Below are 24,383 nucleotides of genomic sequence, written 5' to 3'. Positions count from 1 at the left end.
TCAAAAAAACAACATATAAAGTACATGAAATTCTTAAATTACGGAAATATTCGAAATATATGTCAGGAGATCCTATAGAATATCTAGGATCAGATTACGGAGGATGGGGTTTTGTCCAGAAAATATCGATAGTCAAAGTGTGATTTATTCTATGGGCATAGGAGAAGATGTTTCTTGGGATGAAGCTCTCATTGCACGTAAGAATGTAACAATTCATGGATTTGACCCCACCCCAAGAGCAATCGAATATGCTAAAAATAGAAAATTAGAAAATTTTATAGTGCATCCAATAGGAGTTAGTTCTAAAAATGGTTATATGGATTTTTTCACCCCCATAAACCCATCTCATGTTTCCCACTCTTTAATTAAAAAAAATAATACAAAATATAGCATTAAAGTAAAAATAAAGAGTATAGACTCTATAATGGATGAATTAAATCATAAAAAAATCGATATTCTAAAAATGGATATTGAAGGATCTGAGTATGAAGTAATACCCGATATGCTTGAAAAAAAAATATTCCCACATCAATTATTAATAGAATTTCATCATCGATTTGATTCATTCACCATTAAGAATACTACTGACATCATTGATGAATTAATTTATTATTCATACAAAATTAGTTATATTTCAAAAAACAAACAAGAATTTGCATTTATAAGAACAACGGAATGATCACCTATTCTGTTTATAATAATTTAGTTCGACCATCAATTCTGTTGCTATTGAATTGAAAAAATCCAAGTCTTCTTCTGAAAAACAATTCATCCAATCCCCAACTACTCCTTTGCGAGGGGCTATAGCTGAAGAAGGCAAAGAATATACATTCATTTTGTTCATAATTTTTTCAATAAGATTTGGTTTTTGTAAATCCACTTTACGAACACCATCTGGAGCAATTGGAATATTAAGAAAATCTGCCAATATATGTACTGTTTTATTATATCTATAAAATAAATCTTCATAAGAGATGGTACATACATCAAAGTCATCGTTTTTTGTCCAACCCGATACATGTTCATTCCAATACTCAACCCTGTTTAAATTAACATAAGTTGAATTGAAGTTTTCTTTCATTTTTAAAAACTGAGAAAATGAAGGCAAATTAGGCTCAAATTTTGCCATATAATAGTAGAGTGAAGTCAGTACATCCCTTCCATCCCTATATATATAAATTATTTTGGAATTCGCTAACAAGTCTTGAACGAATTGTTTTTCATCCCCTGAAAAAGGAGTAAAGTCAGAAGCCATATGTGACTTTAAAACAGGTATACCGTTGCATTTTTCTACATTGCCCATAAATTCATCTATAGAAAGATGGTATTTGTTTTTTTTTTGTATCCTATCAAGATTGTAGTATTCAGACCCTACACCGACCAAATTATTCCTAATTGTATCAATTGACCAATGTGTTCCAGACCTTCTATGAGAAATAATAACAATTGGTGATATATCATAAAATGTCATAATTGTATAATTATATGCCTAATATTTAAAATCTATGTCATTCCGGCTCTGTAGGAATTCTCTTTTGAATAATTATTGAAACGGCTCTGTAGAAACCCTTTCCTCTAACTTCCACTAATACATTATTTTTATAAGAAGAAGAAGTCCCTAATGTGATTTTGATCATAAAAATACAAAAGTGATGAACATATTTTGTCAAGCGATTACTTAAACTTTATCGATACATCTATGTCTGTAGCTATTCAAATGAGAATTTCTACAGAGCCCAAAAAGGTATATTTACGCTAACTTTGATGCCATAAATACACTAATTTTAAGGCAAAAAAGGATGAAATCGTAGAAATTGACGTGAAATTATTGATACTGTCAAACTTGGGTATATTGAAACTTTGTCTGTCTTATAAAGAATGGCCCTAAAATAACTGCAATAAACTGAGATATAAGATTTGAAAAAGCTTCACCTTTTATTCCATGAATATGAATAAAATCTGCACAAATTCCATCCTCAAATCAACTAAATCATTCTCCCTCATTATCTACATTTAAACGCCGATTAAAAAAATTTGTTTCCATAAAAAAAACTGTATTGAAAGTTTTTGCAAATATAATATAGCCATTCTTTTTCATGTAGCAAGCCATTTCATCATTATAGCAATTTTCAATAGATTTTTTTAATGATTCTACCAAAACAACTTTCGGCCTATATTTCGTCCAATTGTTAGAATTTAAAACCTGAAAATCCAAACCTTCAACATCAATTGACAAAAAGTCAATTTCACTACTGTTGAACCATAAATCCAATACTTCCTCTAATGTTTTTGTTTCCATATTGGTCTTAGAAATAATTTTATTTTTTTTAGCCCTTTCTACATTCAAATTAACAGAAAAACCATTTAATGCTGGTTCCTCAAAAGAATAATATGTCAATACATCTCTTTTGTTGGAGATTGGAATTTCTAAATTTAGATCATCTGGTCTTATCCTATTAAACGCATACATACTTCCAGGCATAGCATCGATGTTTATTCCTCTCCATCCCTGCCGGTAAAAATAGTATGTATTTGAAAATCTCTGAGGATGATGCGCACCTACATCAATATAAAAACCATTTTTTTTATCCCCAAAAATTTTCTTTAATATCAAATCCTCACCTTCTTGGGAATATGAATCATTGGAATAGTGAGCCCAATAATAGTTATAAATTTTTATAACTTTTTTGCGTATTGTACTTGGAATTAATTCATTAAATTTTTCTTTCATTTAGAAACCTCAATAAGTTTTTAAATAGAATATACAAATTAAAAGATTTAGTTGATAACCAGAAGTTTTTCTGAGTGGGACCAATGAATAACATACTCAAATAAGCAGCAATAAAATATGAAATTACCGTTGCTGTTGCAGCTCCCTCAATTCCATATTTCGGTATGAGCATCAGGTTCAGTACAACATTACATAGTGCACCAATCATAGTTCTATAAAGTGCAAATTTCTCAAGATTTTCTATTATCAACCATTTAGAATTTGCCACACCAATAAATACAAATACAGCAGCCCATATATGTATTTTTAATACAGATGCAGCACCGACATAGTCAATTCCATAAAGTATCTGAATTACCCAATCGCCCAAAAAAGTAATAGGAAGGGCTATCAAAATAGCAAGCCAAACAACAGTTCCATACAGAAGTTCCAATCTTTGATAATATATTTCATCTGATATTTTTTTCCCTTCAATTATTGCTGGATAAAAAGAGGTCATAATTACAGTAGGAACAAAATACCATGCTTCACTCAATTTAACAGCTGCTGCATATAATCCAACAGCTTGAGTATCTACCATTTCTTTAAGCATTACCTGATCAATTTTCATATATATACCTATAAATATACCTGAAAATATAAGTGGCCAAGAACTCTTGAGTAGCGACTTTGCCATATCCAAATCAAAGTGCCAGGAAAAGATAGACAGACCTTTTAGATTATAAATTAGGAAAAAACCGCTAGCTAAAATGATATTTTCCAGCAAAACAAGGAATGCAAACCATAAAAGAGGAGCACCAATGTAAATCGAATATACTTTCAATAAGGAAATACCCATGATTGTCCAGAACTTAACCTGTACTGAAAATTTCGATTGTACTTTGGACTGGTAATAAAAATCCACCACATTCATAGATTGAAATAAGGTCCCGGCTGCTATGATGAATATAAGCAGGTTAGTAAATAAATCATTGGATGTGAATTGGACACCAACAGCCAAAATCGCTATGGCCAAAACCGCACCCGATACTTTGAGTACAAAAGCTGTCCCGAGAAGTGAATCTCTTTTATTCCTATCTTTCACAAGCTCCCTTATCACAATTTGGTCCAAACCGAGGGTAGCAATAGCTGAAAAAAGTGCTACAAAACTTATTGAGTAATTGAGTAAACCATATTGATCGGGACCCAAATATCGAGCAACATAGACACTAACAAAAAGTGCAACTACAAGTCTAACAATGTGTTCAAAAAAAAGCCAGGAAGTATTAAAAAAATACTTTTTAAACCCTTCAGATTTGAGCACTATAAACCTCATTACTATAATTTACTAAAATAATCTGCCCGCGTATCAGACATATACATCTCAAAAAAATCAAACTCAAAGAAGTTTTCCCATATCCCCTTTTACCATCATTTTGACAAGTTCCTCAAAACCAACATTTGAGTTCCAGCCAAGTTTCTCTCTGGCTTTGCTCGGATTCCCTAGCAAAAGTTCCACCTCGGTCGGTCTATAATACGCTGGATCAATCTCCACCAATACATTTCCGGTTTCACTATCCACACCGACTTCATCCACACCTTCACCTTTCCACTCAATATCAATCCCGACTTCTCTGAAGGCAAGTTCCACAAATTCCCTGACCGAATGGGTCTCTCCTGTTGCTATGACGAAATCCTCTGGTTCGTCCTGTTGCAGCATCAGCCACATGGCTTTGACATAATCTCCCGCAAAACCCCAATCACGTTTGGCATCCAGATTACCTAGATATAGCCTCTCCTGCAAACCTTTCTTGATATTTGCTACAGCCATTGTGATCTTTCTTGTGACAAAAGTCTCTCCTCTTATAGGGGATTCATGATTGAAAAGTATCCCGTTACACGCATACATTCCATAGGCTTCCCGGTAATTTATCGTAATCCAGTATGCATACAACTTCGCTGCAGCATAGGGACTTCGCGGATAGAAAGGAGTGGTCTCACTCTGGGGAATTTCCTGGACCTTACCGTAAAGTTCACTGGTAGACGCCTGATAGAATTTCACCTTTTTCTCCATACCAAGGATTCGGATAGCCTCCAGAAGCCTCAGGGAACCTATTGCATCTGAGTTTGCAGTATACTCGGGAGTCTCAAAGGAAACCTGCACATGACTCTGGGCTGCAAGGTTGTAGATCTCATCCGGCTGGGTTTCCTGAATGATCCGGATAAGATTGGTGGAATCCGTCAGGTCCCCGTAATGCATGAAGAAGTTCACATTCCTCTCATGCGGATCCTTGTAAAGATGATCTATACGTGCGGTGTTGAATGAAGAAGATCTGCGTTTTATTCCATGCACGATGTAGCCTTTATCCAGTAAAAATTCCGCAAGGTAGGCCCCGTCCTGGCCTGTAATTCCGGTAACCAAAGCAACTTTTGGCAAAATTTCACTCCTTTGTAATATTATAATTTTAGATAAATAGGACTTTATACAAATATATTTTACTGCCGCCCATACACATCATCAAACCTGACGATATCATCCTCTGCCACATATTCTCCCAGCTGTACTTCAATTATCTCCAGGGGGATTTTGCTAGGATTGCCCAGCCTGTGTCTTTCTCCTGCACGAATAAAGGTACTTTCACCAGGCCTGACAAAATAATCGTCGCCATTGACATGTACTTCAGCCATGCCTGTTACAACCACCCAGTGCTCACTCCTGTGATAATGCAATTGGAGACTGAGTTTTTGCTCTGGCATGACCACTATTTTCTTGATCACATGATTATCGGAAGATTCAAGGACTGTATAGGAACCCCAGGGCCGATACACAGTCTGGCCGATCTTAGCACGTGGATCATTCTTTTCCTTGAGTTGATTCACAATCTGCTTGACCTTCTGGCTGCTCTCTTTAGGACTTATGAGCAGGGCATCCGGAGTATCCACGACGATCATGTCATTCACATCGATCAAGGAGACGAGTTTCCCATTTCTGGAATGTACCAGATTCTGCCGAGAATCAAGGGGCAGAAGTTCACAGTCATACACCACATTCTCATCTGAATCCTTATCCAGTTCATCATAGAGAGCGGCAAAATTGCCCAGGTCACTCCACTTGTATTGCAAGGGAACTACGGCCACTTTCTGTGATTTTTCCATGACACCGTAGTCCACAGATATGGAAGGTAACTCTGCATAAATCTGGTTTATATCTTCATTCTGTTCAAATGATTCGTAGATGTCAGGCGCACACTGTGCCAGTTCACTGAAAAAAGTTTCCGTATTGAAAAGGAACATGCCACTGTTCCAGAGACAGCTTTCCTCAATATACCGGCGAGCGGTTTCTTCATCAGGTTTTTCCCTGAACTCGGAGACTTTTTGTCCGATACCCAGATTCTCAGCAGGCTTAATGTAGCCATAACCTGTATTTGGAGAGGTCGGTTTGATACCAAAAGTTAAAAGATAACCCCGGGATGCCAGGGATTTTGCCTCTGAAATGGTTTGCATGGCCCGAGAATCCAGCACATGATCAGAAGAGAAAATGCCTGCATTGGATTCCCCGAACCTCTCCTGAATTTCCTTCATCCCGAAACAGATCGCAGGCAGGGTATTTTTGCCTTCAGGCTCGATGAGTACATTCTCTTTGGGGTAATCGTATCCCAATTCCTGTATCTGGCCTATGACATAGAATTTCTGGTCCTCATTGGTAACCACGAATATTTCCGATACATCAGATACTTCACTGCAGCGCAGGAAAGTCTGCTGGAAGAGGGAATATTCCCCGATTTTTAAGAACTGTTTCGGATAATGCTCTCTGCTGAGCGGCCAGAGACGTGTACCGGAGCCTCCTGCAAGAATGATGGATTTCATGTTGTTCACCAAAACTATTGGATGGGAAATAGGGGATAGGGATAGTTCCCTATCTTTTGTTATATAATAAGAATCATTTGCAAATGTTATACACATAAACATTGATATTATGCATCGAGACAAATCATTCAAAGTAATTCTCGCACCGTTTGCCTTACACTTCCCCCTGAATCTATTTCTGGCTTCCAACCCAGATTTATAAGTTTATCCACTCCAAGCTGCATTTTCGGTACATCACCTTTCCAGCCACGTGAACCACCGGTGTAGGTGAATTCAACGTCCTGCAGACCCATTTCTTCAGCCACAATTTCACCGATCCTGGTGGCACTGATGGTGTCCTCTGAGCCGATATTGAAAATATTCACTGTATCTCTGGAATCCTCCACGGCAAAGAGGATGGCATTGACACATTCTGAAACATGAAGATAGGATTTGGATTGCTTACCGTCTCCCAGAATCTCCAAAGATTGAGGATTGGCGCGAAGTTTGTTGATAAAATCAAAGATAATCCCGTGGTTACTGCGGCTTCCTATGATATTGGCAAAGCGGAATAGCCAGCAATTCATGTCAAAAGTATGGGAATAAGACGTAATCAGGGCCTCACATGCCAGTTTGGAGGCACCGTAGAGGGAAATCGGCACAAGTGGGCCGTAGTCTTCAGGGGTCGGCATTACTGTGGCTTCACCGTAGACTGTTGAGGTTGATGTGAAGGCAAGATTGTTCACCTCGTTTTTGCGCATGGCCTCCAGCAAATTGTAGGTGGCCCGGATGTTCTGGTCAAAATGCACCTTTGTATTTTCCGCACCCAACCGGACATCCGGGTTTGCAGCAACATGGTAAACCATATCCATGCCATTGCAGGCTTTGTTGAGCGCCGGCTCATCAAGCAGGTCGCCTTCCAGAAAGGTGAAATCTGATTTGTCCAGATTTGATTCTATGTATTTTTTATTCCCTGAACTCAGATTATCAAAAACAGTGACTTCATAACCATCAGTCACCAAACGGTCTACCAAGTGACTGCCGATAAACCCCGCACCGCCTGTTACCAGTATTTTCTGTATATCTTTTTGTGCCATTTTACACTTCCTTCAGGGAATAATAAGACGGATGAAACTAATTAAATATTTGAAGGTTGATATTATTTTGCAGTATAAATAATGTTTGGAATAATTGGGTGGTTCTCAGCAACTTCCAGAGATCACCTGCCTGCAAAACTAAACAAAATATCCACCGTCCTCCTTCTCCCCACAAACCATAATCTCTAATACAATTATATATTAACAGAGTGAACTGTATAGAAGACACAACATGCAAAAACCAATACTCCTGATAATCCTGATTCTATTTCTGGCCGCAATCCCCGCCCATGCGGACAATGACACGCTCGATCCCCAGATAGCACCCTTAAACCCTGATTTTGTCCAGTATCAAGAAGAGATGGAGCAGAACAGAAACCATGTTTCTGTAAATACAATATCTCCATCTGAAGACGGGTTAAAAAGCATATTAGAACAAGACAGATCTATAGAATCCTCCCTCCATCCCCCGGGTCTTGTACCCTCTCCCATAGACTTTTCGTATCTTTCTCCTGTAAACACGAAAACCAACGGATACGGCATATTGTCCTCATATCCGTCCCGCTATGATCTGCGAGAGGAAAATGGTGTTACCCCGGTACGCGACCAGGCGCTTGCAGGAAGTTGCTGGGTATTTGGAACGTATGGCCCTCTCGAATCCTACCTGATGCACACGGAATCAGAAGAATGGGACTTTTCCGAACAACACGTGAAAAACACGCTCTTATCCTCCTACACGCACGGTTTTGATCGCAACGGACATGCTGATGGGGGATATATGCTGATGACACTGGCATACCTTGCAGGATGGAGTGGCCCCGTAACTGAGTCGGATGACCCTTACGACTCACTATCCCCTGTATCTTCTGCTGATACAGTTGTGGCAAAACATGTACAGGATGCATTTATTTTCCCCGAAATTAATCATACAAATAATCTTTTCAAACAGATGATAATGGATTATGGCGCAATTTCAGTAGCCATCCATGATAATCAGTCAGCCTACTTCAATGCAGAGAACAATACCTATTACTGCTATGACGAAGACAAAATGATGACCCATGGGGTAACCCTGGCAGGCTGGGATGACGATTTCAACAGGACAAAATTCAGCCCTGCTGCACCTGCAGACGGTGCCTACATCATCAAAAATTCCTGGGGGGATCAGTGGGCAGATGATGGGTACTATTACGTCTCTTATTATGATACGTCGATAGGCAATAATGGTGAAATTAACGGAAGTGAACACAGCCCGTACACCACAAATACTGTTATAACGGCAGAAAATGTCAGCAATTATGATCAGATCTACCAGTATGATTTCCTTGGCTGGTGCTCAAATGCAGGGTACAACAATACCACAGCCCTGGGTGCAAATGTCTTTACTGCCACAACCAACCAGACACTTGAGGCTGTGAGTTTCTATACCGTCGACTCCAACTCCTATTACAACATCTCAGTTTATCTCGATCCTGATAACGGTCCTGTCAATACTTCGTCTGCTGTATCCGTAAAGAATGGTAGTATTGCCCTGCCAGGCTATCACACCATAGATCTTGACCACAATGTATCCCTGCGTGGCGGTCAGAATTTTTCCATCGTAATCAAATTCACCACGCCTGAATACACCTATCCTGTTGCAATAGAAAAAGCCATAGACAGATATAGCAACAATGCCGATGCCGAGCCTGGCCAGAGTTACTTAAGTTCCAATGGCAGCAACTGGACGGACGTCTCGGCTTCGGATATTAATGTCTGCATCAAGGCTTTCACCACAGAATCCAGGCAACCCGAAACCGATTTTGTTGCTGACAAGCGATACGTCCATGTAAACCAGTCAGTCCAATTCCATGACGCGAGCCTCTATTCTCCCGACTCCTGGAAATGGGATTTCGGGGATGATAATACATCAACACAGCAAAATCCAATATATTCCTACACAAGTCCGGGGATCTACAATGTCTCTCTTAATACATCAAACGAATTTGGAAATAATATTACTGTCAGGGATACTTTCATCCATGTACTCAACTCCACCATCTACGTCAACAGCAGCGGGGGAGCGGACTTCAAAACGATCCAGGGAGCCGTAGATGCAGCCTCACAGGGAGATACCATAATTATTGAACCGGGCAATTATACAGAGAGGGTCAGTTTCAGGAAGGATAATCTCACTGTCAGATCGTCCACAGGCAATCCGCAAGACGTCAGGATAACGTCACCACATTCCTATCTTGAGATGCAAAGTGTGTACAATAATGCAGTCTTTATATGGGCAGATAATATTACATTGCAGGATGTTGAGGTTACAGGCGGTTTTTATGGTTTTTTTACTCTTTATGCAAATAATTGCAACATAATCAACTGCACTTTTACTGATAACGGTCTTGGTATGGTACTTGATACATCTAATAACAACCAAATCGTCAATTGTACCTTCGAAAAAAACAGGGCAGGCCTCCAGTTATCAAATTCAGTTGATAACTATCTGGCAAATAATTCCATCAATGATAATTCATTCTACACGTTTGGTATGGATTCAAACCCAAATTATGTCGATACCAGTAACACCGTGAATGGCAAACCCATCTACAGTCTTGTTGGCAAATCCGATACTGTAATAGATTCTGATTCGAATGCAGCCCTTGTACATCTGGTTGATTGCACCAATATTACTATAAAGGATTTTGAAAGCAGAGGCCAGAAACACGGGATATATCTGTATAATACCACCGATACCCGCATCCGAAATTACACCTCTGTCCAAAACCATTATGGTATATATCTGGACAGATCCCGGGACAACATCCTGTCCAATTCCACCATAAATGACAGTAGGAAAATTGGGATATATCTTACTGAATCCGGCGATAACTTGATCTATAACAATTATTTCAACAACAGCAATAATATCCATATTCTGGCAGGATCTTCCAATAGATGGAACATAACACAGACCGCTGGCAGAAATATCATAAATGAATCCTATCTTGGAGGCAATTTCTGGGCAAATCCCGATGGCACAGGCTGTAGCCAGGTTGAAAATTCCACAGGAAATGGCTTCTGTCAACCGTACAATCTCACCGAGGATGGCAATAATACGGATTATCTGCCCCTGACAGGAAATGCAGAAAAACCTCAAGAACCGGCCGAAACCCAAACCTCCCGCGACAATAATGTGCGCATCCAGACCCCGACCTCCACAGTCTCCTCCTCAAACATAATCTCCCGGGACACGGACACCCAGATCGTAGGCCGCGATGCCCAAGTACGCTATACATTTGCCGCCAACCAAACACCTGTGACCGGGATTGCTTTTAATACGCAGCAAAATCAAGGCTATGTCATGACTACGGTCAGTCTCCTGCACGAACTGCCCGCAGATATTGATGCACCTGCAGGCAAGGCCTACAGGACAATGGAGATTGCCACAGGCAGTCAAAATCCTCTTTCAGATAATATAACCATCGAATTTAGTGTCAGCAGGGACTGGATCGAAGAAAACAATATTGACATAGCCACGATCCGTCTGGCGCATTATAATGAAGGAGAATGGGAGGAATTGCCAGGTGATCAGGTGGATGAAGATGACGAAAATATTTATTTCACTGCAGAAACAGCCGGCTTTTCCATATTCTCCATTGTCGGGGATGAGTACAGAAACATTGCCGGAGAACCTGTTGCTGAAGTTGAAGAAATAAATGAACAACCCTCTGACAAAGAAAAACCCGCACAACCAGAAGAAAATGCTCAGATGCCTGGCTTTACAGCCATATTTGCTGTAGCACTGATTGCAGGTGTGGCAATGATAACAAGACAGAAAAGCAATCGATAAAATTGAGCAGGGGTGATACTTTCCTGCTCTAAACTTGCATACCGGGTAATAACCGTAATTTTAAACACATCCATTGATTATTCCACCATCAATGTTTGTGTTTGGTCATATTTTTATGAGATTTTATCGATTAGAAACGAATGTTGTCAGAACCCGCAGGGAATCATCTCAAGATTGATATTTCCGATAGATTGTTTTACGATCCCCAACTTCTACAATAAATATTAGCATTCTATTGTTTTCGATAGTCAAGATGACTCTATATTCCCCAACACGGTGAGAATATAGAGGTTGTTTCCCTATCCCCTTCAATTTTTTTATGTTACAATATGGATCGTCTTTTATTTTGTCGATTGAACTGATTACGCTCTCACTTACAGTCTTAGATAGTTTTTTCAATTGTTTTAGTGATTTGTTTGTATAGATTACGTCGTAACTCATAACAAACCAAGCTCTTTCTTGACCTCATATTCACTATAGGTCCTACCCATTTTGATGTCTTCCAAAGCTTCTTCAATGTTTTGAATAGCTTCATCACTTAGTTCATCCTCGTCGATTGCCATTCTGGTTAATCTCTCGAGTACAGAATTAAAAGATTCTTTTGGATATTTTTTTAGACTCCTAAGTTTTTCTTTTGTTTGTAAATCCACACAGATAGTAGTTGACATTTTGATTCTCCTTTGCACCGATTGAAGAGATGTTGTGACCTTTGCCTATAGATGAATATAAGGATCTATAGATATAAATATCCAACCATTGGTTTTTATCGAGACAGAGTAAGAAGACCACCGTTTTTAAAAGGTATCACACGAGGAATTCATTTTTTAATAATAGATAGGATAGGACCACATCTTGGATTATGTGCAATTATAAGATAGAATTAACTAAATATAAATAATATAAGTTACTTATAATAATTGTATTCTAGCCATAAATAGTACAAATGGCGTAAACAAATATGGATAGAATAATAGGAGTTAGGACACATGAGTACACACTTTAACCAGGCGACGACTATCCCCACAACAAAATCAATAAGAGACAGGCTGAAAAATTATGGTCATAAAGGGGAGACCTATAGCGAGATCCTTACACGCATGATGGATTCGATTGACAGGGAGGAATTTATGGATCGGATGTACAAGCGCTTGGAAGAAAAGGATCAGTTTGTTTCAATTGACGAAATTTAAGGTTGATCTAATTTGAAGTATAATGTAAACATACATAAAGAAGCCGTAAAGTATCTGAATTCCCTTGATCCACATACAAAAGAAAAAATTGTTGAAGGATTGAAAGTCCTTGGAAATTTGCCCGTTGAAGGCGATATCAAAAAGTTGAAAGGTACAAAAGGTAAAAGGGACCTTTATCGTTTACGAATTGGTGAATACAGAGCGATTTACCATGTGGAAAACAACAATGTGTATGTTCTGGAAATTATGCTTCGCGGAAAAGGTTATGGATGGCTTGATCGGCTGCTCGTACTCTAACCTCTAAAACAATGTTTTCTTTAATGCCATTTCAACTTTTAGAGCAGGAGCCCCAGTCCGTAAGATATTTCCAACATACATCCAAAACAATTACCTTTCTTACCCTCCTCATCAATCGCAATCATTACAGCCTTTTTCTCATTACATAAAGTATACAAATTATTCCCATTCCCGCAAGCACACCCGGACCAGGAGTTGTTTCTGCAGGCTCTGTTGTGTTTTCAGGAAGGCTATCAGTAACAGGTTCTGCAGAACCGGAAGCGGACTGTTCGGAATCATCAGGTCTTGAAATTTCATCTGTGCCTGTTGTTGAATCCACGGCCGAGATGGCAAACGGGGAAAAACCATCTGCATGCGCCTCGAAATAGAAATAATCTGCATCTTCCTCTGTCTGTACAGTTTCCAGAATCTGCCATGCATTGGTATAATGGAGCAGAACGACCGAATCCGGATTTGTGTCATTTGCAGATAGCCAGTCCTTGCTTACCTTAAAACCAATTACAGTATCTGTCATGCCTTCGCCGTCAAACCGGTTATCTCCCACCCAGATGTTTAAATTGCGGTAAATTTTGCCAGGTGGCTCCTGATCGACAAGAGAAGAGGTGTCGTCCAGGTTTTCAACCAATACTTTTACATATCCAAAATTGTCAGTACCTTTAAACTCAATTGAAGATATCGAATCATCCTTAAAATCATAACGCACATTTTCATCTGCAACCACTTTCTGAATCTGAGAGGATTTTGATACAATATTCTCCCGGCTCTCCAGGCTGGTGGTCATACCTTTGATCACATTGCCTGAAGGCTTGCTTTTTGTTGAGGCTATATCATTTATTGTGGTATTATTGATATTGCCGGCTTTATCCACGGTTTTTAGACCTATTTTATAGGCGTGGCCGGATTTCAGATCGGAGACCCTGTATACAGATTCAGAAGTATTTGCCTGAAAAACATTGTCCAGATAGATCTCGACGTGATCAAAGTCGTGGTTTGCAGGATTGGTCCAGCCCCATGCTAAGAAATCAGATGTGGAAGAAGTTACGTGAAGATCTGTTATGGTTGCAGGGGCAATATCAAGGGTTTGTGAAGTATTGTTTATCCAGGTACTGTTCACATAACCGTCTGTATCCACGGTCTTAAGGCCAATGGAATGATTCGTACCGTCGACCAGTCCTGTGAGGTTATAGTATGTGTCAGAAGTATTGAATATCAATGTGTTATTGACATAAATCTCGGTATGATTGAAATCCTTATCATCGGGGTTGGACCAGGTCCAGTTTATCCAGGAGGGACCAGTGGTTGCTGTGAGATTGGATACGGTGGAGGGTGGCAGAGAGGTAAAGGCTTTGATACAGATGTTTACATCATTCAATTCACCCACATCCATCCAGTTGGAGCCATCAGGACTCATAAAACTCTCGTTTGGGTTTGCAGAGGCTCTGCTTGAATAATTGGCCATGGGATATTCGATTGCCAGAGGATATTTGAACCTGGGATTGGATATTTTGGCGATTACCGAAAAATTTTGTCCTTCTGCCAGATTTACAGGAATGTCAAGAGGCACCGTATGATAACCTGCATGTGCAAAGGTTTCATTGGTTTGTGCCACCAGATTATCCCCTACAGGGCCCGTGGAGGAGAGGTTTGTATATATACTCACGTTGCAAATCGCGTTTGTATCTGTGGTATAGAAACTGACCGCTTCCAGGTATTCTTCAGATGAGGACTGGAAAACATTGGCGCCGTGAGCTGTTGTAGAATTAGAAAAACCATATGAATTTATGTAACCTAAAGGATCATACTGATAGATGTTGTCATAATTGGTTACATTTGCAGCGGATGAGAAGATGGCTGTTTCCTGCACATTGAAAGTTTCTTCATAGTAGGAAATATAGAGATAACCCGAATCACCTGATTCTGTGCCCCAACTGTTTTTTACTATAAATGCTCCATCCTCGGGTGGCTCATTAACAAATTCTTCCTTTGGGAAAGAGTCGTTCCAGCCTATAAGAGCCACTCCATGACGGTTGCCATATTCAGATCCATTATTGTAATAGGTTGTAGAATTATCGGCAAAAGCACTGTGATTAACCTTAAAAATTGTAAAAAGTGCTCCGTGCTCCATTACAGCCTTCTTGAGATAATCATTGCCAGAAACACTTTCCCTGCCAGGCAGATAAATTACCTCCTGGACATGTTTTGCTACGGGTTTATCGGGATTTGTGTAATCATTGTAACTGGAATTGTCACTGTATGGGTCATCGGTTTCATTGACAGGCCCGCTCCAGCGTGCCAGGTAGGCCGTGGCCATATTTAAAGTACCCCCTTCCTCAAAATCAAAACCGGTGGGGCTTTCGTTTGAAAGGGTATTTTTCATGTGGTTCTCGGAAAAATCATAGGGACCTTTGTCATAGGTACAGGATTCAAGGGAGGCATAGGTGGCAAATGTCCAGCATGAACCGGCCTCTCCCTGGTTCTTTACCGGTGTCACGCGGTTTTGTTCACGCAGGTCATAGGAGGCGGGAAGAGATTGTGCTGTAGAGAAGCGATTGTTGCCAGGCCCCGGGTGATCCAGATGACTCAAATCAACAGGAGAAGGTATCAGACCGAGGGATGGCGTATTGGCAGAAGAGGACATTATTGTGTTTTCATCCGATTTCTGCATGCTGGATTGGTAATCAATAAAGTCGGGGTTTAAGGGTGCAGAGGTTATTTCGGGATTGTTTTCTGAGGCCAGTGCTGTATTTAGCAGGAGAATGGTAATAACAGAGTATAAAATAATTTTTTTGATCATAGTATCATTCATAGATTTGATTATTATATAATTTATTTGATAGTAGTTACATTCAAAGCAGTCCAATTGATTGTTTGTTATGATTGCAGGAAATAGGCACGGCAGGCAGGAGTGAGAAATCAAAGACGGTGTTTTCCGGGTTGCAAAGGGAATAGAGGGATCAATTTTTAGAGATAGATAACCGAGATTCTAAAATCTTCATTAATTTCACACCTGAAAAAACCCGTCCGTCGGTCGTCTGTTTAAAATTATTCTTAACGTAGTGCTGAGGACATGATGTTACACCAATGAAGATACCCTCTATGGTCTCGGAAAAACCGGATTTATGCATAAAGTCTGTACAATAACCGAGGGTTGCCTGAAACAGAATACGCCCACATACCCGAGTTTACTGCCATATTTGCTGTAGCACTGATTGCAGGTGCGGCAATGATAACGAGACAGAAAAGCAATCGATAAATTGAGCAGGATATTTTCCTGCTCTTAACTTGCAGACCGGGTAATAACCGTAATTTTAAACACATCCATTGATTATTCCACCATCAATGTTTGTGTTTGGTCATATAGGGTTAACTATACTTGCATTCTATCTGACAGAGCAATGGTATCCTAAATTGCAGGGCAAAGTTAATTATCGATTTGTAGCGATCGCAGCACTGCTGCCTGATCTGATCGACAAACCCCTGGGCCGGTTTTTACTGGCGGATTCCCTGGCAAGCGGCAGGATCTTTGCTCATACCCTGCTTTTCTGGGTACTGGTCGGCCTCATTATTGTGTTAATATGGCAGAAGTGGCGAGCAGACTTCTTACTAATACTGCCCGTTGCAGCAGTATTGCATTTACTGGAAGACTCGATGTGGCAGACTCCCGAAGTACTGTTCTGGCCGCTTCTGGGGTGGAGTTTCCCTGCCGATGAGATTGCAGGAGGATTCCCGGATTACCTGATGCACGTGTTCTCCAACTGTTATGAGCCGGCCATGTCTGTGGTTTTTGTCTCGGAGGTTCTCGGGATTGTGGTCTGCATGGTGGGGGCTATGCGATGGTACAGTAGAGTGAGATAATACAGATGACACCTCCACATTTTGTCGATTATATTCGACAAATATACTGGAATTTATCGTATACAGACGATAAACTTCCACAATATGTTATAGCAGAAAGCATCAGACCTGCGCTTGCAGATCCTCAGGCGTATAAAGCACAAAATTGTGTTTTCCTGCAAATTTCCTGGTCTGTTCTGTAAACCCGGATCTGGAAACGACCATGAAATACTCTGATCTCTCTCCGTAATACCAGTCGACAAGCCGGGATTTATTGATCAGGGATTTAAGGACACCTACATCTACTAACTGGTTTTGCCTGTCTTTTGAGGAACTCACTTTTTACTGTCGCAACAATTATTGTGTATCCAATAATATATGAAATCAATCTTTAGTATATTAGCCAGAAATCCCTTCCAGACAAAGACTATTTGGACAATTTAGGAGATATAGAACAATATGATACCGGATAGTTGCAGTTTCTGCCAGGGAAAACTGGTCTGGAAAAACACCGACGTGGCAATCCAAAAAGCAGACAGCGAAAGGGTGGTCGTGGAAGTGGCTGCCTACGTATGTGATACCTGCAGGGAGGTTTACTATACGCCGGAGGTTTCCAGACAACTGGACAGGATTGCTTATAGCAAGTAAGCGGCGATTCTCATCACACGTACAGGATGTGGGTAGAATGTCCATTTTCATTCACGTAATATTAATAATGTGTGAACAAATATACCTATAATACTGAATTTGGCTGCAAATCAACTACACCGTAACGGAAAGGGGCTTGAATGTCAATTAGCATTGATCCAGATGGCTGACAAGCACCTTTAACACTCCAGGATTACTTGAAATCCCGTGTTTTGTTTTCAATATTCATTGCACCGATTATATCTGCATTATTTTCACAACCATTACACCCAAAAAATTTAAGTGAAATATATTTACATATATTTAACCGAAAGGTGGTTTACTATTTTATCTTTAGACCATACTCTAAAAAATTATATTATAAAAAGGGGTGTAGGAAAATGGCATCGAACAAAATATACCTATTGGTTCTTGTTATTATAATTGGAGCAATGGCATTAAGTGGTTGTTCAAACGGGGATTCGGGTGTTGATGACATCCCCTCTGACTATGAAGAAACTAGAAGTATTAATCTGGGAGATGACATTTCGTTGACCCAGTATGAAATAGAGACACAGGATTCTTCCCAGGTTCTAAATGACCTGCAACAAACGGCAGAAAGTGAAGGTTGGGAAGTTATAGCTGACTGGGAAGGAGATTTTGCAGGATATGAAATTGGAGTTGCTCTTGAAAAAGACGATAGAGTTATGGCCATAAATACAGCTGTTAATGATGGTACTACGACTGCTACAATAATTACCGGTCCAAGAGATGCAGCTAACATTGCTGACATGAGCAATGATGAGACAACTCCATCAGTTGATGAAGAAGAATCTAATGCCCCGCCTACCACGGATGTAGATGGCCAGGATTTTGCCGATGTACCCAGGTATCCCGACTCTGTACGGATAGATTATCGTTCACTCACAGTCGATTCAGATATTGATCGGGAACAGGTGGAGTATCTAACTGGCGATAACCCTGAAGATATCAAAGAATTCTACGAAAATGAGCTAGAAGCACAGGGATGGGATATTATTGAATCCCTAATATTAACTGAAAAAGATGATGTTGGGGTATATGTGAGAGCCAGTAAAGATACTAAAACTTTAGAACTTGGGACCCAACCCAGCTCTGATTATGACGACATGACTGAAATCATAATATACGTTGAAACAAGGGCTGATTAAAATGAGTGAAACAAGTACTGGACTAGAGGAAAATATAGCTGGTGTTTTGACCTATCTGCTGGGTCTTATAACCGGCATAATTTTTCTTATAATCGAGAAAAAGAACAAATCTGTGAGATTTAATGCAGCACAGTCGATCGTTGTATTTGGTGGTCTTTTCGTACTGAATATCATACTTTCAATGGTCCCAGTTCTAGGAGGAGTGATATCTACCCTGATAGGTTTGATAAGTCTGATATTGTGGGTTTACCTGATGTACATGACCTATACTGGGAATTTAGTAAGACTACCTGTGGCTTCCGAGTACGCGGATAAAATTATTGCAGGAGATACTGAATTAGACCGCTCTGAATGAATGTCTATTAATGTTCCGTATTTGGAACACTTCACACCTTCCCCCTTATAATGAACACTGCACCAGCGGTCAGTGTTGCAGAAAATATGACAGTGAATTGGGAGGCCTGCGGACTTGTGTCAGTTAGGAGAAGAATCGTGAAGCCCTTTTAGTAAAAGAAGAGTGGTTCACCATCCGTACCTATCACTCTACAGTGATACCTACATAAAACTATCAGTGATAGTGATGTTTTCCGGATTCATGAAATATTTCCACCGCATATATTACCAGTATACGAAACGCAATCATAATGAACATATTTCGTAAATTTATGAATCAGGCCGATGAACTCAATTTCCTGAAAACTAGGACATTTCGCCCTGATAAGCCGGACTGGCTTTACTCCACGGATGCGGGAGATTGCAGAGGAAGAAGGAGTGATTCTGATTGGTCTGGCAGATATGATCAAACGTCAAAAAATGAAGTTATGAGGGGCAGGATATTGGAAAAAAACAGACAGTGGTATAGTGGTGGTGGTGGTACGATACGAAAGCTGCTTTTAATTCTGCCCCTATGTAATTAATATTCGTTTCCTTAATATATTAACCTAATACATGATATTATTTCAGTTAATGCCCGTTCTTATCCTGCATAAGATTGTCTTATATTATTTATTGGTTTCAAACATTTCTGCGATTTTATATGACAGGTTATTCAGATAGAAGGTGCCCCATAAAGCCACTACAATTGCTCCTATCAAATTGAATAGCATATCACCCATCGTATCATGAATACCATGCTGTGCAAGAAAAGCATCTATTCCAATAATCAATGCCAATTCATCGGTTATGAATTCCAGAATCTCCCACATTACACCTACTGAAAGGATGAACAGGGGGATGAATACAAACATCGTTCTTGGAGGGATATTAATTTCCGAATCATAAATATCAATAGTCCTTACAATTACATATCCTGCAGCTGCAATAGTACTTGAAGATACGGCATGGGTCAGATTGTCCCATCTGGCGATGTTATCATATAGCCAAAATGTACCAATAGCATCAAGAAATACTGCAATAGTTATCCACAAAGTTAGGGATGGATCAAGATAAAGATTGTGTCTCTGTTTCATAAATGCAGGCACAAAAGTAATTATCAGTGCTAAAAATGCACGTAGCAATATATGCAGGTCCCTTGAGAGAACACCAAATATGAATAATATTACAAGAAATGCCTGCAAAAACCTTGTTATATTCTTTTGTTTCCGGGCAGATAACCCCAGTAGTTTCCTGATAACCTTCGGTGGTTCTGAATACGTGTATTCCTGAGATACATCCATAATCCTCTCTGGAAATATGATGTCGGAAGTTCCTTTTTTCATCATGGTTTTGAAATACCATCCAAACAAAACACCTGCAACAATACCAGCAATCAGTGCATAAATGAATTCATACATCACTGCAGTATTGATTACATCCACCGACCGGCCATCAAGGAGAAATGTGGTTCCAATCATTACGTCCAGTACCCATCTCATGAAATGCCACATACCGGTGACAGCAAGTGTAGTAACTATCACAAGATAGATTGCAAACTTTGGATTCATTCGCACTGACGTGAACCAGTTTATCTCAGCTACAATTAAAAGTGAGAGCGTAGCAACTGAAATATACACAGGAATCCGTGTAAGGAAAAAATAATAGGCTGTTGTATTTCCAGCAATAGGGATCAGTACCAGAAGCAATAGTAACCAGGATGGCATTACCGATGGCTTACAAAAAAATAATCCTGGCAAAAGAACGACAACTACTATAAAGATAATCAGAATTGTCCATGTATAACGCCCTTCAAAAAAATTCACAGTTGCCAGGAATATAAATACCAATACGATAATCCAGGATAAAACAGTATTTAAACGAGTATCATGTAGAATATGAACCAGATCATCTCTGTTATCCATCATTAGAAAATCCCTTTCCCATCAGGGGGAATAAAAAGATGAATTTATATTCTTTTTGCAAATTTAGCATGTTAACAACCTGCCAGATTTCCACAACTAATGTTCGGAAGAGTATGTCAATTAAGTCGTAGACTGTCCTTTCGCATAAGGGTTGGGTATAAAATACCTGAACAGAGAAGGAGTTTTCTCTGCCTGTCTCTTTTAATGTAACTTCGAACGAATTCGAACCTTAGACAATTTTTTAATACCTAGCGGTACATCTATTGTATGGAATAAAGGAGAGGTTAAAATGGCTCAGGAAAATAATAAAGATAAGTCATATTACATCATAATTGCACTTTCAGTAGTTCTGGTGCTGATGGCAGCGACGTTGTATGCAGGATCGGTCGGCGGATCTGACAGTAATTCAGAAAATACCCTACAGATGAATGGAAATGCAGAAATGATGGTTGTGCCCGACACTGCAACTCTGAACATTGGTGCAGAGGTCATGGCACCCACTGCAGAAGAAGCGAGTCAGGAGAATGCAGTTATTATGAATGCGGTTATCGAGGAACTTAAAGGTCTTGGTCTGGAGGATGAAGATATTCGTACATCATATGTTTCTGTGAGGCCCGAATACAACTATGGAGAAAAGACACGAACAATTGAAGGGTATTCAGCTTCTAATAGTGTGCAGGTAACCACTACAAACCTCGATAATCTCGGAGAGATGATTGACAGGTCTGCATCTGCAGGAGCAAATCAGATTGGAGGAATTTCTTTTGCTGTATCTGATGAAAAACAGAAAGAATTGCATGAAGACCTGATCACCGAAGCTGTGGCCGATGCATCATCAAAAGCCGAAATACTGGCTGAGAATCTGGGTGTGGAGATCGTAGGCGTAAAGTCATCATCGATATCCGATGGTACACCGCCAAGAACATATTATGAGGAAAGTGTGGCAATGGATGCTGCTGAAAAACCGGCAACACCTATCGAACCAGGAGAGTCCAGGGTTTCAATGTCAGTTCGGGTTACATACATCATCCAGTGAATTTTTTGAGAAGGTATTCAGAACCGACACTAAAAAAGTCCGGGGTTGTAGAATGGCGAAATTGCCATTTACAACCTTCTGGATAAGAAGAAGTTCCCAATGTGATTTTGGTTATCAAAAACAGAGGGGATGAATATTTGTTGTTCCAGATATAACCTTAATATTCTTCGCACTTTATCTCGAAATAGTTGTAGGGATGATCGCATGAAGGACATTCTTCGGGAGGTTCGGGTCCTTTGTGTACATAGCCACATTTGCGGCAGACCCATTCGACTTCTTTCTCCTTTTTGAATACGGTCCCATTTTCCACTTCTCTGAGAAGTTTTTCAAAGCGTTCTTTGTGATGCATTTCAGCCTTGCCGATTGCTCTGAGCCTTGCCGCGACCTCAGGCAGGTCCTCATCTTCAGCAGCCTGTGCAAATTCGGGATACATGGTGGTGGTTTCGTAATCCTCACCGTTGATCGCGGCTTTTAGATTCTCAGCGGTTGTACCGTAGTCGTTCGGGACGTCAGCCTCAATTTCAATATCGTCGAAGGATTTTCCACTTTGTTTTTTTAGTTCATTGATCAGCTGGAAACTCCATTTAGCATGCTCTCTTTCGTTCTCGGCAGTGAGGAGGAAAATATCTGCTATTTGCTCGAAACCTTCCTTTTTAGCAATCTTAGAATATATTGTATACCGGTTTCGGGCCTGGCTTTCCCCTACAAATGCCTTTGACAGGTTTTCTACAGTCTTTTTCATATTATATTTCTCCAAGTTTTCCTTTTATGAATTGTGTTTTATGTGAATTGATTAATAAATATATAATGGTTTTTTAAATTCAATTTCATCAAATTGCAGATATGGTTTTCTTAATTACACCAATAAGCTCTTTCATTTCCCTATAAATTCCACCAACCCATCCTACAGGGAAACTTTTGGAAAGTTCCTTCCCCTCTGAATCACTGATATCGGCCACACTGTGGCTGATGCCATCGATCCAGGCCTCACTGCATTATAAGGGTATATCAGTGCCAAAGATTATTTCTATGCTTTAAGCCAATCGGTTGAATGATATCTGTTTGCTTGTGCCGGCATTGAATATCTTGCCGATAGCTGCCTCCTTTTCAACCAGCAACTGCGCCAGATACACGATATCGTGCACTGAGATGAAATCGCAGGTCTGCTTACCATCCCTGAAAATAGCCGGTAACTGCCTTGCTTTGACCGTTTCCATGAATTTGTAATGCCGCAAGAGTAGGTATTGGAAGGGTCCTGGCGGAGACTGTATATATAGAGGGAGCGCAACACTGTTGTCTGACAAAAAAACCTCGACCGCACACACCCGGATTGAAGATCATGTCCGCCCATATCACCACACCGAAGATGAATAATTGAACTCATACTCATCCACGGCTGCTTCAGGCAATCCAATATCTTTGAACATCTTCTTGAAACCCGCAGTATATGTTTCCTCAGGAATCCTTTCTCCGACAGGAAGTTCCACATGAAGATCCACACCACCCAATTTGTCCACCTTAATCGTATAGGTTGCCTCATCTGTCACATGAACTATTCTGTGATTTGGGACCACGCAATTGATTTTACCCGCAAGCCGCTCATCTTCATAAAACAATAGGGCAGTATTGCCTTCTCCGTAGGTCAGCGAAAATTTGGAACTGGTGCTCATATTTTGCAGGTCAGCATACAGGGAAGAAGGTGCAATGGACCTGGATAATTCCATTTTGGGGCGGTTTTCATTTTCGATTTCTGCTTTCATTTCCTGCAGATGACCCCTGGCTGTTTGCTCATCAAAACCAAAGACTGCAACCATCCTGTCGATTATCCACCTGTCATCTGGCAGGTGCTCTACTTTAAAAGGAGAAAAGTAAGGATCCGGTCGACTGTAGTTGAAGAACGTAATGGTCGTCACATCCTCATCTATAAACATAATTTCCATTATCGTATCTGCATTATAGTAGTAGGTGCTGAATTTCAAAATGTATTCAGTCCCCAGATGATTCTCAAGTTCTGGAAGGTCATCCGGATATATGCCTGTTGAATCCTGAGCTCTGACATTTACAAAGAAAGGACCCTGGATCTGGTAACCTGCCTCTTTTGCATTCTCCAGTATCCTTTCATCATTTATATTTTCAAAATTCTTTCCACCGGTTGTATAATAGGAAGCCTGGTCGCTGTCTACCAGTACAAAAAAGAATAATCCATAAACAAGAACTGTCATGAAAAGCAGCACAGCAAGACTCAGGAAAATCTTTTTAGTGCCCGAATATGTCCTGTTTTTCCATACCTTCACAGTTAAAACTAATACAAAAACAATACAAAGAGCAACAGCAATCAATTCAAATATACCTAGCATATGAGCACTTATCCTTTACTCTATAAAGAGTCTTCTCTCTTTCCGTTTTGCCATCATGCAAAGTTAT

General features: G+C 40.0%; 24 protein-coding genes. 10 read left to right on the top strand and 14 right to left on the bottom strand.

The genetic code is table 11. The annotated features are described in order from the left end of the window. Positions 1–103 precede the first annotated feature (103 nt). Positions 104–679, top strand: coding sequence for an FkbM family methyltransferase (locus tag MMAH_RS00425; RefSeq protein ID WP_013036565.1), 576 nt, complete (start codon positions 104–106; stop codon positions 677–679). On the opposite strand, the gene MMAH_RS00420 is transcribed toward MMAH_RS00425, so the two are convergent. The 6 genes from MMAH_RS00420 to MMAH_RS00395 form a co-directional block, all read right to left on the bottom strand. Continuing rightward, positions 680–1,471, bottom strand: coding sequence for a sulfotransferase domain-containing protein (locus MMAH_RS00420; protein ID WP_013036564.1), 792 nt, complete (start codon positions 1,469–1,471; stop codon positions 680–682). It lies immediately after the preceding gene. A gap of 519 nt (positions 1,472–1,990) precedes the next feature. Then, positions 1,991–2,731, bottom strand: coding sequence for an FkbM family methyltransferase (locus tag MMAH_RS00415; RefSeq protein ID WP_013036563.1), 741 nt, complete (start codon positions 2,729–2,731; stop codon positions 1,991–1,993). After that, positions 2,715–4,034, bottom strand: coding sequence for a flippase (locus MMAH_RS00410; RefSeq protein ID WP_013036562.1), 1,320 nt, complete (start codon positions 4,032–4,034; stop codon positions 2,715–2,717). The genes MMAH_RS00415 and MMAH_RS00410 overlap by 17 nt, the downstream gene beginning before the upstream one ends. 75 nt (positions 4,035–4,109) lie before the next feature. After that, the gene (gene gmd / locus MMAH_RS00405) at positions 4,110–5,147 is read right to left on the bottom strand and encodes a GDP-mannose 4,6-dehydratase (RefSeq protein ID WP_013036561.1); all 1,038 of its coding nucleotides are present in this window, start codon (positions 5,145–5,147) and stop codon (positions 4,110–4,112) included. A gap of 59 nt (positions 5,148–5,206) precedes the next feature. Continuing rightward, positions 5,207–6,577 carry a mannose-1-phosphate guanylyltransferase/mannose-6-phosphate isomerase gene (locus tag MMAH_RS00400; RefSeq protein ID WP_048902209.1) on the bottom strand — a complete coding sequence of 457 codons (1,371 nt, stop codon included), beginning with the start codon at positions 6,575–6,577 and terminating at the stop codon, positions 5,207–5,209. 128 nt (positions 6,578–6,705) lie between these two features. Next, positions 6,706–7,653 (bottom strand): NAD-dependent epimerase/dehydratase family protein, encoded by a 948-nt coding sequence (locus MMAH_RS00395; RefSeq protein WP_013036559.1) that lies wholly within the window; start codon positions 7,651–7,653, stop codon positions 6,706–6,708. A 232-nt stretch (positions 7,654–7,885) separates the two neighbouring features. Between MMAH_RS00395 and MMAH_RS00385 the strand changes: the two genes are divergently transcribed. Beyond that, a complete protein-coding gene (locus tag MMAH_RS00385; protein WP_013036558.1) occupies positions 7,886–11,488 on the top strand; it encodes a lectin like domain-containing protein in 3,603 nt (1,200 codons plus the stop codon). 168 nt (positions 11,489–11,656) lie between these two features. Here MMAH_RS00385 and MMAH_RS00380 read toward each other — a convergent pair whose 3' ends face one another. Both MMAH_RS00380 and MMAH_RS00375 read right to left on the bottom strand, forming a co-directional pair. Further along, positions 11,657–11,929 (bottom strand): type II toxin-antitoxin system RelE family toxin, encoded by a 273-nt coding sequence (locus tag MMAH_RS00380; RefSeq protein ID WP_013036557.1) that lies wholly within the window; start codon positions 11,927–11,929, stop codon positions 11,657–11,659. After that, the gene (locus MMAH_RS00375) at positions 11,926–12,156 is read right to left on the bottom strand and encodes a hypothetical protein (protein WP_013036556.1); all 231 of its coding nucleotides are present in this window, start codon (positions 12,154–12,156) and stop codon (positions 11,926–11,928) included. Before MMAH_RS00375 ends, MMAH_RS00380 begins: the two co-directional genes overlap by 4 nt. 318 nt (positions 12,157–12,474) lie before the next feature. On the opposite strand from MMAH_RS00375, the gene MMAH_RS00370 reads away from it, so the two are divergent. Both MMAH_RS00370 and MMAH_RS00365 read left to right on the top strand, forming a co-directional pair. Continuing rightward, positions 12,475–12,678, top strand: coding sequence for a DUF7557 family protein (locus tag MMAH_RS00370; protein WP_013036555.1), 204 nt, complete (start codon positions 12,475–12,477; stop codon positions 12,676–12,678). A gap of 12 nt (positions 12,679–12,690) precedes the next feature. Next, entirely contained in the window at positions 12,691–12,975 is a 285-nt protein-coding gene (locus MMAH_RS00365) for a type II toxin-antitoxin system RelE family toxin (protein ID WP_013036554.1), read from the top strand. A 124-nt stretch (positions 12,976–13,099) separates the two neighbouring features. Here the strand turns inward: MMAH_RS00365 and MMAH_RS00360 are convergent, their stop codons facing one another. After that, complete coding sequence (locus MMAH_RS00360) at positions 13,100–15,769, bottom strand: lectin like domain-containing protein (RefSeq protein ID WP_048902045.1); 2,670 nt, start codon at positions 15,767–15,769, stop codon at positions 13,100–13,102. A 545-nt stretch (positions 15,770–16,314) separates the two neighbouring features. On the opposite strand from MMAH_RS00360, the gene MMAH_RS00355 reads away from it, so the two are divergent. After that, complete coding sequence (locus MMAH_RS00355) at positions 16,315–16,830, top strand: metal-dependent hydrolase (RefSeq protein WP_013036552.1); 516 nt, start codon at positions 16,315–16,317, stop codon at positions 16,828–16,830. 102 nt (positions 16,831–16,932) lie between these two features. Here the strand turns inward: MMAH_RS00355 and MMAH_RS00350 are convergent, their stop codons facing one another. Beyond that, positions 16,933–17,148 (bottom strand): hypothetical protein, encoded by a 216-nt coding sequence (locus MMAH_RS00350; protein WP_048902043.1) that lies wholly within the window; start codon positions 17,146–17,148, stop codon positions 16,933–16,935. Between the two features lie 120 nt (positions 17,149–17,268). On the opposite strand from MMAH_RS00350, the gene MMAH_RS00345 reads away from it, so the two are divergent. From MMAH_RS00345 to MMAH_RS10550, 4 genes are all read left to right on the top strand, one after another. Further along, complete coding sequence (locus MMAH_RS00345) at positions 17,269–17,457, top strand: YgiT-type zinc finger protein (RefSeq protein WP_013036551.1); 189 nt, start codon at positions 17,269–17,271, stop codon at positions 17,455–17,457. A 380-nt stretch (positions 17,458–17,837) separates the two neighbouring features. Beyond that, entirely contained in the window at positions 17,838–18,626 is a 789-nt protein-coding gene (locus MMAH_RS00340) for a hypothetical protein (protein ID WP_013036550.1), read from the top strand. 1 nt (position 18,627) lies between these two features. Continuing rightward, positions 18,628–18,981, top strand: a complete 354-nt coding sequence (locus MMAH_RS00335) for a DUF4870 domain-containing protein (RefSeq protein ID WP_013036549.1) — start codon at positions 18,628–18,630, stop codon at positions 18,979–18,981. 289 nt (positions 18,982–19,270) lie between these two features. Then, the gene (locus tag MMAH_RS10550; RefSeq protein WP_048902042.1) at positions 19,271–19,543 is read left to right on the top strand and encodes a hypothetical protein; all 273 of its coding nucleotides are present in this window, start codon (positions 19,271–19,273) and stop codon (positions 19,541–19,543) included. An 84-nt stretch (positions 19,544–19,627) separates the two neighbouring features. Here the strand turns inward: MMAH_RS10550 and MMAH_RS00325 are convergent, their stop codons facing one another. After that, on the bottom strand, positions 19,628–20,569 hold the full coding sequence (locus tag MMAH_RS00325) for a hypothetical protein (RefSeq protein WP_245526231.1): 942 nt from the start codon (positions 20,567–20,569) through the stop codon (positions 19,628–19,630). Between the two features lie 643 nt (positions 20,570–21,212). On the opposite strand from MMAH_RS00325, the gene MMAH_RS00320 reads away from it, so the two are divergent. Continuing rightward, a complete protein-coding gene (locus tag MMAH_RS00320; protein ID WP_013036547.1) occupies positions 21,213–21,959 on the top strand; it encodes an SIMPL domain-containing protein in 747 nt (248 codons plus the stop codon). A 157-nt stretch (positions 21,960–22,116) separates the two neighbouring features. On the opposite strand, the gene rbr is transcribed toward MMAH_RS00320, so the two are convergent. The 3 genes from rbr to MMAH_RS00305 all read right to left on the bottom strand — a co-directional run bounded on the left by rbr (position 22,117) and on the right by MMAH_RS00305 (position 24,316). Then, positions 22,117–22,701, bottom strand: coding sequence for a rubrerythrin (gene rbr, locus MMAH_RS00315; RefSeq protein WP_013036546.1), 585 nt, complete (start codon positions 22,699–22,701; stop codon positions 22,117–22,119). A 292-nt stretch (positions 22,702–22,993) separates the two neighbouring features. Next, a complete protein-coding gene (locus tag MMAH_RS00310; RefSeq protein WP_013036545.1) occupies positions 22,994–23,176 on the bottom strand; it encodes an NDP-glucose dehydratase epimerase in 183 nt (60 codons plus the stop codon). A gap of 135 nt (positions 23,177–23,311) precedes the next feature. Then, positions 23,312–24,316 (bottom strand): hypothetical protein, encoded by a 1,005-nt coding sequence (locus tag MMAH_RS00305; RefSeq protein WP_013036544.1) that lies wholly within the window; start codon positions 24,314–24,316, stop codon positions 23,312–23,314. Positions 24,317–24,383 lie beyond the last annotated feature (67 nt).

The sequence above is a fragment of the Methanohalophilus mahii DSM 5219 genome (assembly GCF_000025865.1).
In the GTDB taxonomy this organism is placed as follows: Archaea; Halobacteriota; Methanosarcinia; order Methanosarcinales; family Methanosarcinaceae; genus Methanohalophilus; species Methanohalophilus mahii.
Note: the sequence above shows the minus strand (reverse complement) of the source record. Positions and strands in the feature narration are given on the sequence as shown.